We start from the raw sequence: 16,008 nt of genomic DNA, 5'->3' as shown, positions 1-16,008 counted from the left end.
CGATCAAAGCCGGGGAGAGATGCCAAACTTATCCCCGGCTTTTTGATTCACGTGAAGCATTTCCCGAAGATCAACCGCGCCGCATGCCAAATGCGGATCGGTGCTTCACCTGAATCTTTTTGTTTTTGCGGGCAAGTTTGATATGGGAGCGGCCAAACCGATCATTTCACCCCAGGCCAGACCCATGACCGCTCCAACGGGTTACAAGACCCGCCGCACTTTCGCGATCATTTCGCACCCGGACGCGGGCAAGACGACGCTGACAGAAAAGCTGCTGCTCAATTCCGGCGCGATCCATCTGGCGGGCGAGGTGAAGGAGCGCGGCGAGCGGCGCCGGACGCGGTCCGACTGGATGGAGATCGAGCAAAAGCGCGGGATTTCGATCACCTCGTCGGTGATGACCTTCGAGCATGACGGGCTGACGCTCAACCTTCTCGATACGCCGGGTCACGCGGACTTTTCCGAAGACACCTATCGCACGCTGACGGCTGTGGATTCGGCGATCATGGTGCTCGATGCCGCCAAGGGCATCGAGGCGCAGACGCGCAAGCTCTTTGAAGTCTGCCGCATGCGCGACATCCCGATCATCACCTTCGTCAACAAGATCGACCGCGAAGCGCGCGACACGCTCGAAATTCTCGACGAGATCATGGAGACCCTGGCGCTCGATACGGCGCCGATGATGTGGCCGGTGGGCGCAGGCGTCGACTTTTCCGGGCTGATCGATCTCGAACGCGGCCGGTTCATCGCCCCCGATGGCAAGCCGGAAACCGATGCGCCCGGCGTCGAGGCGATCGCTGAGCGTTATGGCGCGACGCAAAATCAGCAGATCGCTGCGTCGATGGAAGGGCTCGAACTCTCGCGCGAATCCTTGCCGAAATTTGACCAGGCAGCCTTTGAAGAAGGGACGCTGACGCCGGTTTATTTCGGTTCAGCCCTCAAATCGATCGGGGTGCGTGAACTGCTCGAAGCCGTGTGCAAATTTGCGCCCGAACCCAGGACCCAGCCGGCAGCGCCCCAACCCGTCGAGCCGGGCGATCCTGCCTGCACGGGGTTCGTCTTCAAGGTTCAGGCCAATATGGACCCCAACCACCGCGATCGCGTGGCGTTCGTGCGGGTGGCGTCGGGCACGCTCAAGCGCGGCATGCGGCTTAAAAACGTGCGCTCGGGCAAGGATCTGAAGGTTGCCAACCCGATGTTCTTTTTCGCGCGCGAGCGCGAACTTGCAGATGAGGCCGTGGCGGGCGACGTCGTGGGCATTCCCAATCACGGCACGCTTTCGGTGGGCGATACGCTGACCGATGGTGAGGACGTGACGGTGACGGGGATCCCCAATTTTGCGCCCGAGTTGCTGCGCCGCGTGCATCTCTCCGATGCCTCCAAGACCAAACAGCTCGCTAAAGCGCTGTCCGATCTCGCCGAAGAGGGCGTCGTTCAGGTGTTCAAGCCGACGCTCGGCTCGGGCTATTATGTCGGCGCCGTCGGTCCATTGCAGCTCGAGGTTCTGACCAGCCGGGCACAGGCCGAATATTCGGTGCCGATCCGGATCGAGCCGGCACAATACGTTACGGCGCGCTGGGTCAAGGTCAACAATGCCGCCCAGTTCGAAAAATTCGCGGCGATCCACAGGCTCAATATTGCCGAGGACCGCTATGGCGATCCTGTGTTTCTGGCGCCCAGCCAGTGGGAAATCGACCGCTGCGCCAAGGATTATCCCGAGCTTGAGTTCATGGCGACCAAGGACCGCGGCATCGCAGCCTGATCTTTATCAACGCCCCGTGCTCAAGCCCCCGCCATGTTTATGCGATAACTCAGCGCTTCGGCGATATGGGGCCGCGCCACGGTATCGCTGCCGGCCAGATCGGCAAGGGTTCGCGCCACCTTGAGCACCCTGTGATAGGCGCGGGCCGAAAGCGAGAATGTGTCGGCCGCCTTGAGCAGCAGCGCCTGGCTTTCGGCGTCGGGCGCAACGATCTGTTCGATGAGATTAACGGGCGCCGCCGAATTTGTGTGAACGTCGGGCATGTCCAGCGCTGCAAAGCGCTGGCGCTGTATCTCCCGAGCCCGCGCCACACGCTCGGCGACCACGGCGCTCGATTCACCGGGCTTGGCGCCGATCATGTCGGATGCCGAAACTGCAGGCACATCGATCCGAATGTCGATCCTGTCCAGAAACGGGCCCGAAACACGCCCCTGATAATCGCCTGCACATTTTTCGCCACGCCGACAAATGTGTCCCGGCGTTCCCGCCATGCCGCATTTACACGGGTTCATCGCCGCAACGAGCTGGAAACGCGACGGGTAGGTGACGCGCGCATTGGCGCGAGCGATGACCGTCTCACCCGATTCGAGCGGCTGGCGCAGGCTGTCGAGGGTCTGGGGCTGGAATTCAGGCAATTCATCGAGAAACAAAACCCCATTATGCGCCAGCGAAACCTCGCCGGGCCGCACGCGCAAGCCACCGCCCACAAGAGCGGCCATGGACGCAGAATGATGCGGCGCGCGGAATGGCCGCCGGTCCGATAGCCCATTGCCTTTCAGCGCCCCGGCGATCGATGCAATCATCGAGACGTCGAGCATTTCGCGCGGATTGAGCGGGGGAAGGATCGAGGGCAGGCGCTGGGCCAGCATGGATTTGCCCGAGCCGGGCGGTCCAACCATCAAAAAATTATGTCCCCCAGCCGCCGCGACCTCTAAAGCCCGGCGCGCCACGTCCTGTCCGCGCAGATCGGACAGGTCGGGGCCGCTGGTATTGGGTAGCGCTCGAACGGGCTGGGGCCGCGCGGCGATCTGGCGTCCGGCAAGATGGTTGACCAATGCAAAGAGATTATCGATGGCGATGATCTCGATATCTTCCCCCGCCCAGGCCGCTTCGGCGCCGCAACTTGCGGGACATATGACGCCGAGATCGCGCGCATTGGCGGCAATCGCTGCGGGCAGGATGCCGTCAACATGGGTGACGCGTCCGTCGAGTGCCAACTCGCCCAGCACCATGAATTTTTCCAGCATATCGCCCGGAATGGCGCCGATCGCTGCCATGACGCCCAGCGCAATGGGCAGGTCGTAATGGCTCCCTTCCTTGGGCAGATCTGCGGGAGCGAGATTGACGGTGATGTGCTTGATCGGCAGCGACAAGCCCGATGCGATCAGCGCCGCCCGGACGCGCTCGCGGCTTTCACCCACCGCCTTGTCGGGCAGGCCGACAATATTGAACTTGAACATGCCGGGCGTTATCTGCACCTGCACGTCGACCGGCACCGCATCGATGCCTTGGAAAGCGACTGTCGTGATCCGCGTTGCCATGCCGTCCCCTCGCATGGAATTGATCCTTGCCAAAGGTTAACGGGCCGAGCACGATCTGACAAGAACATTTGTGGAACATGCAGTCTTTGCACGCATGACGCGCGGTTTCCGCACGCCTTACGAGGGAACGATGGGAGGCATCGCGCATTGAGCGGAAGACAAGCAGCCCCATTTGGGCCTAATTTGTTAAGACGACACCAAAACCAGACGCGTGAGGGCGCGCCTTTTTGGCCGGCGACCTCAACGTCATGGTCCTTAAACCGGACCAATCGACCCTGGAGATTTGTATTGTGTTGACCCCCGATAACATCCATCCCCTCGTGCTGGTCGTCGAGGACGAGCCCCTGGTGCGCATGGACATTACCCTGGCGCTGGTCGATGCCGGCTTTTCGGTGATTGAAGTGCCCGACGCCGATGAAGCCCTGGAACTGCTCGAATCGCGCAATTCGATCCGTCTCGTCTTTACCGATGTCGAACTTCCCGGCACGCTCAACGGGCTCGATCTGGCGCATACGATCAAGGCGCGCTGGCCGCAGATCGCCGTTCTGGTGACCTCGGGCCGTGTGACGGTCGAGGACGAGGATGCCGATCTCTTCATTCCCAAGCCATATGACACCTCGATGGTGATCGATCAGGCGCGGAGTTTCGCAGTCTAAAAAATCAGGCGTTCGGGCCACTTATGAGAGGCTTTACGCTCTCTTAACCATGCTTGTGAGGACGGCGTTAAGGGAAAATGGGCGAGACAATTTGAACCCAGTTTCAATCAAATTGTCGAGTTTATCGTATCCATGCCCCAACAGCGTGCCTTCGCGATACCCGCCCTGGCCAAGAAATTCCTGCCGCTTGCCGTCGGATTGGCGCTTGCCGGCATTCTGGCAGCTTGTGGGCATAATTATTATCCGGCCAAGGGTGACAGCAAACCCCATCCCGGTGTTGCGCGGGCGCATTCTCTTCCCATCCATGGCATCGATATCTCGCGCCATCAGGGCAATATCGACTGGCGTACGGTCGCGCAGGCAGGCACACGATTTGCCTTTATCAAGGCGACCGATGGTGGCGACCATCTCGACCCCAATTTCCGTCGCAACTGGGATGGCGCGCGCGCAGCGGGCATTCCGCGCGGGGCGTATCACTTCATCTATTGGTGCCGCTCGGGCGAGGAACAGGCCGCATGGTTTGCCGCCAATGTGCCGGCCGAACCCGACGCCTTGCCGCCGGTGCTCGATCTTGAGTGGAACAATCATTCGGCGTGCAAACCGAACCTGACGCGTGACGAGGTTCTGGCCAAGGTGCGGGTGATCCTTGCGGGCATGGAAGCCCATACGGGCAAGGTGCCGATCATCTATACCGATATTAATTTCCATCGCGACATTTTGGAAGGCGTGCCGCTCGACAATCCGATGTGGCTGCGCTCGGTGGCAGCGGAACCCCGCGACCGTTACCGCAACCGCGACTTCACCTTCTGGCAATATACCCAGACGGGCACCGTGCCGGGCATTTCGGGCGATGTGGACAGGAACGCATGGTTCGGCTCGGAAAGCGACTGGATTCAGTTCTTCATGACCGGCTGCGACCCGAGAACCTATCTGCGCCTCGCACCTCAGGGACGCTGCGCGCCGCTGAAATAGGCGCGCTTATCCCAGAACGCCACTCTCGCGCACGCCGTCGAAGATGAACTGGACGGCGAGCGCGGTCAAAAGGATGCCGACCACGCGGGTGACGACCGACATGCCGGTCAGCCCCAAAAGCCGCTGGATGGGAATGGCGACCAGCAGCGCCAGCCAAGCCAGGAAAAGCGTGGCGACAAGCGCACCGACAATCACCCAGAACTCCATGTCCGAGCTTGCACTGGTGGTGAACAGGATCACCGCCGAAATCGAGCCGGCGCCGGCCAGAAGCGGCATGGCGAGAGGAAAGACCGAAATATCCTCGCGGGTCATGCCCTCGGCCTCTTCTTCGGTCGTCGTACCGGTGCCGCCCGAATGGCGGGCAAACACCATGTCGATGGCGATCAAGAGCAGCAAAATACCGCCAGCCACGCGCAGCGCGGGGAGGGTGATGCCGAACACATCGAGAATGAGATTGCCCACAAAGGCGAAAAACAACAGGATTGCCGTCGCGATTACAACGCCGCGGGTGGCCGCAACCACGCGCTGGCGCGCCGTGTAGCTACGGGTCAGCCCGGCAAAGATGAACGCGATATCGGCAACGCCGACCGTCGCGAAAAACGTCGCGAAGGCGACGAAAAAACTGGCGGTCATCGAAGGCCCCAAAACCCGGTCTGTTCCACGTGAATCAAGGCGGCGACCCTATAGCGAACTGGCGCAATCGCAAGCCCTGCTCCTAATCGAGGTCGGCATTGCGGGGACAAGATCGTCATATTGGGGATCAAACCAATCGCAAAAGGAAAGACCCGATGTCGTTTCAAGCCTATCTCGATGCCGTGGAGAAAAAGACCGGGCTGACGCCTCGCCAGATCGTAAAGCTTGCGCAGGACAAGGGGTTCGATGACCCCAAGATCAAGGCTAGCGTGATCCTCGATTGGTTGAAGACCGACTATGAACTTGGCCGCGGCCATGGCATGGCGATGGTCCACGTTATCAAGAACGGGCCGAAAATCGACGCCAAGCATGTTGGCACCACAGGCGCGCATCGCGATGAGAGCGATACGCTGTGGCTCGACGGGATCGCGACCAAGCCTGCGTGAAACGCTAGCGCCGCGTTTCGATCGCGTCCCAGACCAGGACCGCGATGTCGGGCCCGCCGAAGCGCTTGACCTCGCGGATACCGGTGGGGGAGGTGACGTTGATCTCCGTCAGATACCCGCCGATCACGTCAATGCCGACAAAGATCAAATCGCGCTTTTTGAGTTCCGGTCCGATAATCTCGCAAATCTCGTGCTCGCGCGCCGTCAATTCCGACAGCTCGGGCCGTCCGCCGGCGTGCATGTTGGAGCGTGCTTCGCCCTCCATGGGGATGCGGTTGAGACCGGCGACCGGCTTGCCATCAACGAGGATGATGCGCTTGTCGCCCTTGCGCACATCGGGGAGATAGCGCTGGATCATGAAGGGTTCGCGGAAATTGGCGTTGAACATTTCCAGTAGCGAACCGAGGTTTTCATCATCCTGCTTGATGCGGAACACGCCCGCACCGCCATTGCCGAATAGCGGCTTTAGAACGATGTCGCCGAACTCGGCCCGAAACGCGCGGATTTCGGCCTCGTCGCGGGTGATCAGCGTATCGGGCATCAGCTCGGGGAAACTGGTGACGAGGATTTTTTCGGGCGCATTGCGCACTTCCCTGGGGTGATTGACCACCAGCGCCTTGGGGTGAACCAGCTCGAGCATGTGGGTCGTTGTGATGTAGTTCATGTCGAACGGCGGATCCTGACGCAGCAAGATCACGTCGAACGCAGATAGATCGGTCTTTTGCCAATCCTCGAGCGCGAAATGCATGCCCTTTTGCTTGTCGTCGACCGTCACCCGATGCACGCGCGCCGTCACCTTGTTGCCGCGCTGGGCGAGCGAGGAGGGCGTGTAATAGGAGAGCGTATGTCCACGCGCCTGAGCTTCGAGCATCAGGGCAAAGCTCGAATCGCCGAGCGGGTTGATGGCGTCGATGGGGTCCATCTGAACGGCGACGGAAAGGGACATCGAGGGCTCCTTGGAAAATCTCAGGCGGAAAAGGCATTGATCAGATGGTACGGCCAGCGCCCGGGCGCAATGGCTATCACATCGAAGCGGAAATCAAAGTGATGATAGGCGGGGTGCTGTGACTGAAACCACTCGGTACAGCGCACGATGCGGCGCGTATCGACGGCACCCAGCGCATCGGCAAGGCCCAATTGATCAGCCCGCGAGCGATGCTTGACCTCGACCATCACGATCATCGTCTTGCGCCGGGCGACGATATCGATCTCGCCCACCGGGGATTTGTAGCGCGTCTTGAGGATGCGATAGCCCTTGAGGCGCAGATACCAGAGCGCCAGGGTTTCGGCCCTGCGCCCGGCCCTTTCAGCGCGGCGGCGCGGATCAGGACTGTTGCTTGCGCTTGAGGGCCGCATCGTAAACCTGCTTGCGCTTGAGGTTGAACTTTTGCGCCACCGCGTCGACTGCGGCGCGCAGGGGCATTTCGGCCATGGCCTCGGCCAACGCCTCTTCCCAATCGCCGCTGATCGGCGGCACGCTGCCGTCGGACCCGGCGACGACGATCACCGCCTCGCCCTTCGCATCCTCGACAAACTGGCTGGCCAGATCGGCAAGGCTACCGCTCAAAAACCGCTCGAAGCGCTTGGTCAACTCCATGGCCACTACGGCGCGACGCTCTGGCCCGAACACTGCCGCCATATCGGCGAGCGCGGCGCCAAGCCGGCGTGGGGATTCGTAAAACACCAGCGTTTCGGCGCGCGTGGCGAGCGGTGCGAGTGCGTTGGTGCGCTGGCCGGTTTTGGGTGGCAAAAAGCCGAAAAAGGCAAACGCATCGGTCGGCAGCCCTGCGCCGGTCAAAGCGGCCAGCAGCGCCGAGGGGCCGGGGACAGGGAAGATATCGATCCCGTCTTCGCGCGCGGCGCGCACCAGCGGGAAGCCTGGATCCGAGAGCAGCGGCGTTCCGGCATCGGAAATCAGCGCAATGGCCTTGCCCTCACCGATCTGAGCAAGGATCGAATCGATCCGAGCGCGCTCATTGTGTTCATGGAGCGCGGTGCGCGGCGTCTTAATGCCATAGGCGTCGAACAGCCGTGCCGAATGGCGCGTGTCCTCGCATAGAACCAGATCGGCGCCCGCCAGGATTTCGAGGGCGCGCAGCGTGATGTCCTTCAGATTGCCGATCGGGGTCGCAACGGGATAGAGCCCGGGCGCCGGGCGCTCGGCGCTGATCTTGTGACCGGCGATCACGAAGGCATTTTCATCACTCACGCCGCTGATCCCCTTCTGCGCCTGGCCCGAACCGTCTTGTAGCAGCCGGGTCGTGAAAGTCGAGGCGGGGCCATGTCCGGGATGCGCACACAATCTCCGTCTGTCACCCCGGGCAAAGCATGTCCCCGCGAAAGCGGGGACCGCGGGGGCCAGTATGCTCGGAATCGAGTTAAGTACAGCGGCATCAAACAAGCGCGGAGCATATTGAATTCCGGCGCAGGGCCGGGATGACGCTGGGGGTAGGGTGGGCCTTGGGAGGCCGCCCGGCCTAAGCCGCCAGATCCGCAACCACGGCGTCGAGCACCGGCCAGCCCTTGTCGGTGACGCGCAGGCGGCCATTGGGCAGGGTTTCGATGAACCCGATGTCTTTGAGAAACGCGATCTGGGTCGCCGTCAGCGACCGCCGGGCCAGGGCCTGATAACGAGCCGGATCGATGCCTTCGCGCAGGCGCAGGCCCATAACGAGATATTCATCGCCCTCTTCGTCCCAGGTCAGCGTATCGTCGATCACCAGCCCGTCGCCGGTTTCGATGACCTTTTCCCACCATTTGAACGGCATTTTTTCGGCCGCCGTCGCGTGGCGCGCGCCGCCCATGATCAAACGCCCATGCGCGCCCGGGCCGATGCCGGCATATTCGCCGTAGCGCCAATAGATGAGGTTATGGCGGCTTTCCTGCCCGGGGCGGGCGTGGTTGGAAATCTCATAGGCCGGGATGCCGTAGGAGGCCGTCAGTTCTTGAGTCATCTCGAACATGTCGGCGGAGAGATCTTCCGACGGCATTTTGAGCTTTCCGGCCCGAAACAGGTCGAAATAGCGCGTGCCGGATTCAATCGTCAGCTGGTAGAGCGACAGATGACCGTCCGAGAGCGCCAGCGCTTCGGTCAATTCGTCTTCCCACTGACCGAGCGTCTGGTCGGGGCGGGCATAGATGATGTCGAAACTCGAACGATCGAAGATCGATTGCGCCAGCCGCACCGCTGCCACCGCATCGTCCACAGAATGCAGACGGCCCAGCCGCGCCAAGGGTTCCGGACGCAGGGACTGGACGCCAAGCGACACGCGATTGACGCCCGCGGCGCGATAGCCCCGGAACCGCTCGGCCTCGACCGAGGTCGGGTTGGCCTCAAGCGTGATCTCGACGCTGTCGGAGACCTGCCAGTTCTTGCCGATCGCCTCAAGGATAGTGCCGACCGATTGAGGCTTCATCAGCGAGGGGGTGCCACCGCCAAAAAAGATCGATTCGACCAGCCGACCAGGCGCACGCGCCGCCGTTGTCTCGATCTCTTTCACATAGGCCGTGACGAAACTGTCCTCGTCGAACTTGCCGTGATGAACATGGGAATTGAAGTCGCAATAGGGGCATTTGGCCGCGCAGAACGGCCAATGCACATAGATCCCGAATTGCGTGTTGGCGCTCAAAGGGCTTCCTTTACGAACTTTGCGAAGGCGCGGGCGCGGTGGGACAAGCCCTCCTTGCCGGGCGCCCATGAATGCTTTTCCTCGGCCGTCATCTGGCCAAAGGTCTTCTCATGCCCGTCGGGCAAAAACATCGGGTCGTAGCCATGTCCGCTGTCGCCGACGGGCGGCCAGACGAGCGTGCCGGGTGCCACGCCTTCGAAAATCATGTCGGTGCCATCGGGCAAAGCGAGGCAGAGCACAGCGTTGAACTGTGCGGAGCGATCGGTCGCGCCCTTTTCGACCAGAAGATCATGCACCTTTTGCATCGCCCTATTGAAATCGCGCGGAACACCGGCCCAATCGGCCGTGTAGACTCCCGGCGCGCCATCGAGCGCAGTAACGGAAATTCCCGAATCATCGGACAATGCGATTTCGCCCGTCGCCTTGGCGGCGGCATGCGCCTTGAGGCGGGCGTTTTCGACAAACGTCGTGCCGGTTTCGTCGGGCTCGGGCAGGCCGAGTGCGCCAGCCGAAACGATATCGAGACCAAAATCTTTCAGCATGTCCTGAAATTCGGCGAGCTTTCCGGCATTGTGGGTCGCCAGAACCAGTTTGTCGCCGCGCTTGAGCTTTATGCTCATATTGCCTCCAGCACTGAACGCTGGCGCGCGACGAGATCGCCGATGCCCTTTTGGGCAAGCGCGATCAAATCGTTAAGCTCTTCGGCCGAAAACGCTTCGCCCTCGGCGGTGCCCTGGATTTCAACGAACTTACCGGCGCCGGTCAGAACGAAATTGGCGTCGGTTTCCGCTTCGCTGTCCTCGAGATAATCGAGATCGAGCACCGGGGTGCCACGATAAATACCGCAGGAGACCGCCGCCACATGGTCGCGGATCGGATTGCCCTTCAAAAGCGACCGTGCCTTCATCCACCCGATCGCTTCGCTCATCGCGACAAAGGCGCCGGTGATCGCTGCCGTGCGGGTGCCGCCATCGGCTTCGAGCACGTCGCAGTCCAAAATGATCTGGTTTTCACCCAAGGCGCCCATGTCGACAACGGCACGCAAGGATCGCCCGATCAGGCGCTGGATTTCCTGGGTGCGGCCCGATTGCTTGCCGGCCGTCGCCTCGCGGCGGGTGCGCGAACCGGTGGCGCGGGGCAGCATGCCGTATTCGGCCGTGACCCAGCCCATGCCCTGATTACGGCGCCAGGGGGGAAGGGTCGTCTCGACGCTTGCCGTGCACAGAACGCGCGTGCGCCCGAATGCAACCAGGCAAGAGCCTTCGGCTTGTGGCGCAACACCCATTTCGAGGGTGACATCGCGCATCTGGTCGAAAGCTCGTCCGCTTGGCCGCATTAGTTGAGAGTCCTTGGTGATTACGTGATCGGTTTGGTTACCAAGCTCTTAACGCTTCGGAGAGTCGCGAACAAGCGCCGCGCTCTTGGCGGCTCACCTGATTTCGCTTAACTAGTTAATCCGAGGCATTTGAGAGGGTTTGGAGCCAAATTTTTTGGTGGCGCGATGGAGCCGGAAAAGTCTCCACCTTTTCCTGACCGCACTCTAGAATGGTGACTATGGACACAAGCCCGCGCAATTCGTCGGAATTTTTAGAGGCCCTTTCGACTCGCAGTCAGGACATCTTCCGGCGGCTGGTCGAACGCTATCTCGAAACCGGCGAACCGATCGGATCGCGGGCGATTTCCAAGATGCTCGACATGCAGCTCTCGCCGGCTTCGGTCCGTAACGTCATGGCCGATCTCGAGGAACTGGGCCTGATCGCGGCGCCCCACACCTCTGCGGGGCGCGCGCCGACCCAGGAGGGCCTGCGATTTTTCGTCGACGCCATGCTCGAAGTCGGCGCCATGGACGACACCGAGCGCGACCAGATCGCCCGCAACATTTCCGGCGGCAGCCGCTCGGGCCGGGTCGAAGATCTTTTGAACGAAGCCAGTGCGTTGCTTTCAGGCCTGTCGCATGGCGCGGGCATGGTGATCGCGGCCAAGGCCGATATGGTCTTAAAGCATCTCGAATTCGTGCGGCTCGATCCCGAGCGCGCCATGGCGATCCTCGTGGGCGAAGACGGACAGGTCGAAAACCGCATCATCGCGTTGCCGCCGGGTCTCACAGCCAGCGCCTTGACCCAGGCATCGAACTTTCTCGCCCATCACATCGTGGGCAAGACCTTAAAGGAAGCGCGCGAAGCGATTCGCCGGCAGAGCGAAAGCCAGCGGCTGGAGCTCGACACAATCGCCCAGCGCCTCGTCGATGCGGGCCTTGCGTCGATGATCGAAGCCGACAGCTCCGCCCCGACGCTGATCGTCAGGGGCCGCGCCAACCTCATAGACGACGCCATGGCGTCCGAGGATCTGGCCCGCGTACGCCAGCTTTTCGACGAAATCGAATCGAAAAAGGGACTGATCGAGCTTTTGAACGACGCCGAAACCGCCCAGGGCGTTCGAATTTTCATCGGGTCTGAAAACAAGCTGTTTTCACTCTCGGGCTCATCTGTCGTGCTCTCGCCCTACAAGGACGCCAACGACAAGGTCGTCGGTGTCCTCGGGGTCATCGGTCCGACGCGACTTAACTACGCGCGCATCGTGCCGGTGGTCGATTATACAGCCCACGTGGTCTCGCGGCTGATTTCGAAAAAGGGCGAGCTTTAGCCATCGGTGGTTTTGCCCCGACGCTGCAACGCTCACAACCGTCATCCCGGCCTTGCGCCGGGAACCAGTATCCTCCGCGTTTGAGATTAGCCAAGATATCCCATTGCAGACCGAGCATACTGGGCCCCGGGTCTTCGCCCGGGGTGACATACGTTGGTATGGGATTGGTTGGATCCAAAAACCCTCGCACTTGAAAAATCTGCGCCTTTGGCCGATATGGCGGGCAACCCTTCCCAATCCCCCAGCGGTAAAGAGACAATCATGAGCGACGACAACACGACGCCCGAGAAAAACGACGAGCCGCAGGTCGACAATGCGGCCGCTCCCGATGCGCAGCAAGACGGACCGGTCGAACCCACGCCTGAAGAGATCATCGCCCAGCTCGAAGCTGAAAAAGAGCAATTGCGCGATCAGGTGCTGCGTACCGCGGCCGAGATGGAAAATCTGCGTAAGCGTACCGAGCGCGAAATCGCCGACACGCGCTCCTACGCCATTGCCGGGTTTGCCCGTGACATGCTGGTCGCTACCGACAACCTCTCACGTGCGCTGATGGTGATGCCGGCCGAAGTGCGCGAAACCGCAGATGGGTCGCTTAAATCGCTCATCGAAGGCATCGAGATGACCGAGCGCGAAATGCAGCGCCTGCTGCAAAAGAACGGCGTCAAGCCGATCGAGGCGCAGGGCGAAAAATTCGATCCCCACCGGCACCAGGCAATGTTTGAAGTGCCCGATACCACGGTTCCGGACGGCACCGTCGTGCAGGTGGTCCAGACCGGTTACGCGATCGGCGAACGCATCCTCAGGCCCGCCATGGTCGGGGTCTCGAAAGGCGGCGGCAAGGCCGGCCCGCGGCCCGATATCGACCCGCCCGCGCCCGGCGAAGGCATCGACAAATCGGCATGATGCGCAAAGCCCGCCAGATCGGCGGGCTTTTTTCTATTGTTCGGGCGGCGTGATCAGATCGGCGCACATGCTCGCTTCGTAGGAAAACTGGCCCGTCTCGAATTCATTGACCACTTGCGCGTCATAGCGCTCCAAAAGCGCTGCGCCATCCTCCGCGTCGATCCCGGCCTCGAACATATACATTGCCCCGCGTTCCGACAGCATTGCGCTCGCAGCCAGCGCGGTTTCGGTCTCTTCGGGCGTTTCGGCCACAGCCGCCATCATGGCAAAAGCCGAACCGCACCAGAACAAAAGATCGGCCTCCACGGGCATGTCCTGGGCCTGCGCTGCCGGCGCGAAAGCGGAGACGCAAAGGGCGAAAGCGAGTGCCGTCTTGTTCATGAGATATCCTTATCCATATGAGGGCCGCGACCATGGCCCAAAGCAGTGGCAAAGGCGAGGCGGACACAAAAAAGGTCCGTTTTGAACATCGAAGCGCGCTTGAAGGGGTGAGAGCACCTCCTTATATAGCCCCCAAGCCCGGTGACGGGCAGGTTTGTTGACCAACGCATCCCAGAGGGACCTGGTCGCTTCTTATCCGGTGCGATGCCGCTCGAAACGGGCGCGTCGGAGCGGAAGAGGCCAAATCAAGAAGGTTCGCTCGTGAAAGTGAGGCAGTATAAATGGCTAAAGTAATCGGTATCGACCTGGGCACGACCAATTCGTGCGTCGCCGTCATGGACGGCAAGACCCCCAAAGTGATCGAAAATGCCGAAGGCGCGCGCACGACGCCGTCTATGGTGGCATTTTCCGGTGATGGCGAACGCCTCGTCGGCCAGCCGGCCAAGCGTCAGGCCGTGACCAACCCAGAAGGCACGCTCTTTGCCGTCAAGCGCCTGATCGGCCGCCGCTTCGAAGACCCCATGGTCACCAAGGACAAGGGCCTCGTGCCCTACAAGATCGTCAAGGCCGACAATGGCGACGCCTGGGTCGAGGCCAATGGCAAGAAGTCTTCCCCCTCGGAAGTCTCGGCCATGATCCTCACCAAGATGAAGGAAACCGCCGAGAGCTATCTGGGTGAAACCGTCACCCAGGCCGTGATCACCGTTCCGGCCTACTTCAACGACAGCCAGCGCCAGGCGACGAAAGACGCCGGCAAGATCGCCGGTCTTGAAGTCCTGCGCATCATCAACGAACCGACCGCCGCCGCGCTCGCCTATGGGCTCGAAAAGCGCGAAGCGGGCACGATCGCGGTTTATGACCTTGGCGGTGGCACGTTCGATATCTCGATTCTCGAGATCGGCGATGGCGTTTTCGAAGTGAAGTCCACGAACGGTGACACGTTCCTGGGCGGTGAAGATTTCGACATGCGTCTCGTCGATTACCTCGCCGACGAGTTCAAGAAAGAGCAGGGCATCGATCTGCGTGGCGACAAGCTCGCACTGCAGCGTTTGAAGGAAGCCGCCGAAAAGGCCAAGATCGAACTCTCGTCCGCTTCTCAGACAGAAGTGAACCTGCCGTTCATCACCGCCGACGCGTCGGGCCCGAAGCACCTTCAGCTCAAGCTCACACGCGCGAAATTCGAATCGATTGTCGAAGACCTGATCAAGCGCACCATCGATCCGTGCCGTGCAGCGCTTAAGGATGCCGGGATTTCGGCTGGTGAGATCGACGAAGTCGTCCTCGTTGGCGGCATGACCCGCATGCCCAAGGTTCAGGAAGAGGTGAAGAACTTCTTTGGCAAGGAACCCCACAAGGGCGTGAACCCCGACGAAGTCGTCGCCATGGGTGCTGCCATCCAGGCCGGCGTGCTGCAGGGTGACGTCAAGGATGTCCTGCTGCTCGACGTGACCCCGCTTTCGCTGGGCATCGAAACGCTCGGTGGCGTCTTTACCCGTCTGATCGATCGCAACACTACGATCCCGACCAAGAAGAGCCAGGTGTTCTCCACCGCCGAAGACAACCAGTCCGCGGTGACCATCAGGGTCTTCCAGGGTGAGCGCGAAATGGCGGCCGACAACAAGATGCTCGGCCAGTTCGATCTCGTCGGCATCCCCTCGGCCCCCCGTGGCGTGCCACAGGTCGAGGTGACCTTCGACATCGACGCCAACGGCATTGTCAATGTTTCGGCCAAGGACAAGGGCACCGGCAAGGAGCAGCAGATCCGCATCCAGGCCTCGGGTGGTCTGTCTGACGCCGACATCGAAAAGATGGTCAAGGACGCCGAAGTCAACGCCGACGCCGACAAGAAGCGCCGCGAAGTTGTCGAAGCGAAAAACCAGGCCGAAAGCCTCGTGCACTCGACCGAATCCTCGATCAAGGAGCACGGCGACAAGGTGACCCCCGACATCAAGTCGGAAATCGAAGCCGCGATCGCCGATACCAAGGCCGCGCTTGAAGGCGACGACGCCGAAGCCATCAAGGAAAAGGCCGCCGCGCTCGCTCAGGTCTCGATGAAGCTTGGCGAAGCCATGTACAAGGCCAGCCAGGAAGAAGCCGAGGCCGCAGCAGCCGGTGATGCCGCCAAGGATCAGGACGACGACGTGGTCGATGCCGACTTCGAAGAGGTCAAGGACGACGACGACAAGAAGTCGGCCTAAGCCTTTTGGCTCTACGCATGCAATGCCGCCTTCGGGCGGCATTGTTTTTTGCGCCGGTTTCACGTGAATCAGCCATAGCGCCCGTGATACTGGCAGTTTCGCTCTCGCCTATGGTAACAGGCGACAACGATACTTACCTACTCGCAATGCCGGCGGTTCTCGCCGCCGGCGCCATCGCACAGACACGAACGGTTGATTTGGCACAAGAGATGATCTTGCACCCGTCCACTTCCTTCCCCCTTGC

At 61.1% G+C, this 16,008-nt stretch carries 16 protein-coding genes; 7 read left to right on the top strand and 9 right to left on the bottom strand.

Annotation, left to right across the window (positions count from 1 at the left end; genetic code table 11):
- The first annotated feature begins 184 nt into the window (after positions 1 to 184).
- A complete protein-coding gene (locus tag BLR31_RS02755; protein WP_090592062.1) occupies positions 185 to 1,762 on the top strand; it encodes a peptide chain release factor 3 in 1,578 nt (525 codons plus the stop codon).
- 20 nt (positions 1,763 to 1,782) lie between these two features.
- Here the strand turns inward: BLR31_RS02755 and BLR31_RS02750 are convergent, their stop codons facing one another.
- Positions 1,783 to 3,303 carry a YifB family Mg chelatase-like AAA ATPase gene (locus BLR31_RS02750; protein ID WP_090591092.1) on the bottom strand — a complete coding sequence of 507 codons (1,521 nt, stop codon included), beginning with the start codon at positions 3,301 to 3,303 and terminating at the stop codon, positions 1,783 to 1,785.
- Between the two features lie 290 nt (positions 3,304 to 3,593).
- Here BLR31_RS02750 and BLR31_RS02745 point away from each other — a divergent pair, with 290 nt between their 5' ends.
- Together BLR31_RS02745 and BLR31_RS02740 are read left to right on the top strand one after the other, a co-directional pair.
- Complete coding sequence (locus BLR31_RS02745) at positions 3,594 to 3,959, top strand: response regulator (RefSeq protein ID WP_244504922.1); 366 nt, start codon at positions 3,594 to 3,596, stop codon at positions 3,957 to 3,959.
- 132 nt (positions 3,960 to 4,091) lie between these two features.
- Positions 4,092 to 4,931: a glycoside hydrolase family 25 protein gene (locus tag BLR31_RS02740; protein ID WP_090591085.1), complete on the top strand. Its 840-nt coding sequence runs from the start codon at positions 4,092 to 4,094 to the stop codon at positions 4,929 to 4,931.
- Between the two features lie 6 nt (positions 4,932 to 4,937).
- On the opposite strand, the gene BLR31_RS02735 is transcribed toward BLR31_RS02740, so the two are convergent.
- Positions 4,938 to 5,564 carry a MarC family protein gene (locus BLR31_RS02735; protein WP_090591082.1) on the bottom strand — a complete coding sequence of 209 codons (627 nt, stop codon included), beginning with the start codon at positions 5,562 to 5,564 and terminating at the stop codon, positions 4,938 to 4,940.
- Positions 5,565 to 5,719: 155 nt separating this feature from the next.
- On the opposite strand from BLR31_RS02735, the gene BLR31_RS02730 reads away from it, so the two are divergent.
- On the top strand, positions 5,720 to 6,010 hold the full coding sequence (locus BLR31_RS02730) for a DUF4287 domain-containing protein (RefSeq protein ID WP_090591078.1): 291 nt from the start codon (positions 5,720 to 5,722) through the stop codon (positions 6,008 to 6,010).
- Positions 6,011 to 6,014: 4 nt separating this feature from the next.
- Here BLR31_RS02730 and gshB read toward each other — a convergent pair whose 3' ends face one another.
- The 6 genes from gshB to rph all read right to left on the bottom strand — a co-directional run bounded on the left by gshB (position 6,015) and on the right by rph (position 10,975).
- Positions 6,015 to 6,956, bottom strand: coding sequence for a glutathione synthase (gene gshB, locus BLR31_RS02725; RefSeq protein ID WP_090591075.1), 942 nt, complete (start codon positions 6,954 to 6,956; stop codon positions 6,015 to 6,017).
- Positions 6,957 to 6,976: 20 nt separating this feature from the next.
- The gene (locus tag BLR31_RS02720) at positions 6,977 to 7,366 is read right to left on the bottom strand and encodes a YraN family protein (RefSeq protein WP_090591071.1); all 390 of its coding nucleotides are present in this window, start codon (positions 7,364 to 7,366) and stop codon (positions 6,977 to 6,979) included.
- Positions 7,335 to 8,219 carry a 16S rRNA (cytidine(1402)-2'-O)-methyltransferase gene (gene rsmI / locus BLR31_RS02715; protein WP_090592059.1) on the bottom strand — a complete coding sequence of 295 codons (885 nt, stop codon included), beginning with the start codon at positions 8,217 to 8,219 and terminating at the stop codon, positions 7,335 to 7,337. Before rsmI ends, BLR31_RS02720 begins: the two co-directional genes overlap by 32 nt.
- Before the next feature lie 268 nt (positions 8,220 to 8,487).
- Positions 8,488 to 9,639 (bottom strand): radical SAM family heme chaperone HemW, encoded by a 1,152-nt coding sequence (gene hemW, locus BLR31_RS02710; RefSeq protein WP_090591067.1) that lies wholly within the window; start codon positions 9,637 to 9,639, stop codon positions 8,488 to 8,490.
- Positions 9,636 to 10,253 (bottom strand): RdgB/HAM1 family non-canonical purine NTP pyrophosphatase, encoded by a 618-nt coding sequence (gene rdgB / locus BLR31_RS02705; RefSeq protein ID WP_425287207.1) that lies wholly within the window; start codon positions 10,251 to 10,253, stop codon positions 9,636 to 9,638. The genes hemW and rdgB overlap by 4 nt, the downstream gene beginning before the upstream one ends.
- A gap of 2 nt (positions 10,254 to 10,255) precedes the next feature.
- Entirely contained in the window at positions 10,256 to 10,975 is a 720-nt protein-coding gene (gene rph / locus BLR31_RS02700) for a ribonuclease PH (protein WP_090591060.1), read from the bottom strand.
- Positions 10,976 to 11,193: 218 nt separating this feature from the next.
- Here rph and hrcA point away from each other — a divergent pair, with 218 nt between their 5' ends.
- Together hrcA and grpE are read left to right on the top strand one after the other, a co-directional pair.
- Positions 11,194 to 12,282: a heat-inducible transcriptional repressor HrcA gene (gene hrcA, locus BLR31_RS02695; protein ID WP_090591056.1), complete on the top strand. Its 1,089-nt coding sequence runs from the start codon at positions 11,194 to 11,196 to the stop codon at positions 12,280 to 12,282.
- 216 nt (positions 12,283 to 12,498) lie between these two features.
- Complete coding sequence (grpE, locus tag BLR31_RS02690) at positions 12,499 to 13,185, top strand: nucleotide exchange factor GrpE (protein WP_210183880.1); 687 nt, start codon at positions 12,499 to 12,501, stop codon at positions 13,183 to 13,185.
- Between the two features lie 33 nt (positions 13,186 to 13,218).
- Here grpE and BLR31_RS02685 read toward each other — a convergent pair whose 3' ends face one another.
- Complete coding sequence (locus BLR31_RS02685; protein ID WP_090591053.1) at positions 13,219 to 13,566, bottom strand: hypothetical protein; 348 nt, start codon at positions 13,564 to 13,566, stop codon at positions 13,219 to 13,221.
- A 281-nt stretch (positions 13,567 to 13,847) separates the two neighbouring features.
- Between BLR31_RS02685 and dnaK the strand changes: the two genes are divergently transcribed.
- Entirely contained in the window at positions 13,848 to 15,764 is a 1,917-nt protein-coding gene (dnaK, locus tag BLR31_RS02680; protein ID WP_090591050.1) for a molecular chaperone DnaK, read from the top strand.
- The last annotated feature ends 244 nt before the right edge of the window (positions 15,765 to 16,008 follow it).

This window comes from Pelagibacterium luteolum (genome assembly GCF_900100665.1).
Classification (GTDB): domain Bacteria; phylum Pseudomonadota; class Alphaproteobacteria; order Rhizobiales; family Devosiaceae; genus Pelagibacterium; species Pelagibacterium luteolum.
The sequence above is the reverse complement of the archived record's forward strand: the minus strand, read 5'-3'. Positions and strand labels throughout refer to the sequence as shown.

Excerpts from the sequence above, each read along its gene's own strand:
- BLR31_RS02730 (WP_090591078.1), top strand. The coding sequence starts at position 5,720 with ATGTCGTTTCAAGCCTATCTCGATGCCGTGGAGAAAAAGACCGGGCTG.
- rph (WP_090591060.1), bottom strand. The coding sequence starts at position 10,975 with ATGCGGCCAAGCGGACGAGCTTTCGACCAGATGCGCGATGTCACCCTC.
- BLR31_RS02755 (WP_090592062.1), top strand. The coding sequence starts at position 185 with ATGACCGCTCCAACGGGTTACAAGACCCGCCGCACTTTCGCGATCATT.
- BLR31_RS02740 (WP_090591085.1), top strand. The coding sequence starts at position 4,092 with ATGCCCCAACAGCGTGCCTTCGCGATACCCGCCCTGGCCAAGAAATTC.
- BLR31_RS02720 (WP_090591071.1), bottom strand. The coding sequence starts at position 7,366 with ATGCGGCCCTCAAGCGCAAGCAACAGTCCTGATCCGCGCCGCCGCGCT.
- grpE (WP_210183880.1), top strand. The coding sequence starts at position 12,499 with ATGGCGGGCAACCCTTCCCAATCCCCCAGCGGTAAAGAGACAATCATG.
- gshB (WP_090591075.1), bottom strand. The coding sequence starts at position 6,956 with ATGTCCCTTTCCGTCGCCGTTCAGATGGACCCCATCGACGCCATCAAC.
- dnaK (WP_090591050.1), top strand. The coding sequence starts at position 13,848 with ATGGCTAAAGTAATCGGTATCGACCTGGGCACGACCAATTCGTGCGTC.
- hrcA (WP_090591056.1), top strand. The coding sequence starts at position 11,194 with ATGGACACAAGCCCGCGCAATTCGTCGGAATTTTTAGAGGCCCTTTCG.
- BLR31_RS02685 (WP_090591053.1), bottom strand. The coding sequence starts at position 13,566 with ATGAACAAGACGGCACTCGCTTTCGCCCTTTGCGTCTCCGCTTTCGCG.
- BLR31_RS02750 (WP_090591092.1), bottom strand. The coding sequence starts at position 3,303 with ATGGCAACGCGGATCACGACAGTCGCTTTCCAAGGCATCGATGCGGTG.
- BLR31_RS02735 (WP_090591082.1), bottom strand. The coding sequence starts at position 5,564 with ATGACCGCCAGTTTTTTCGTCGCCTTCGCGACGTTTTTCGCGACGGTC.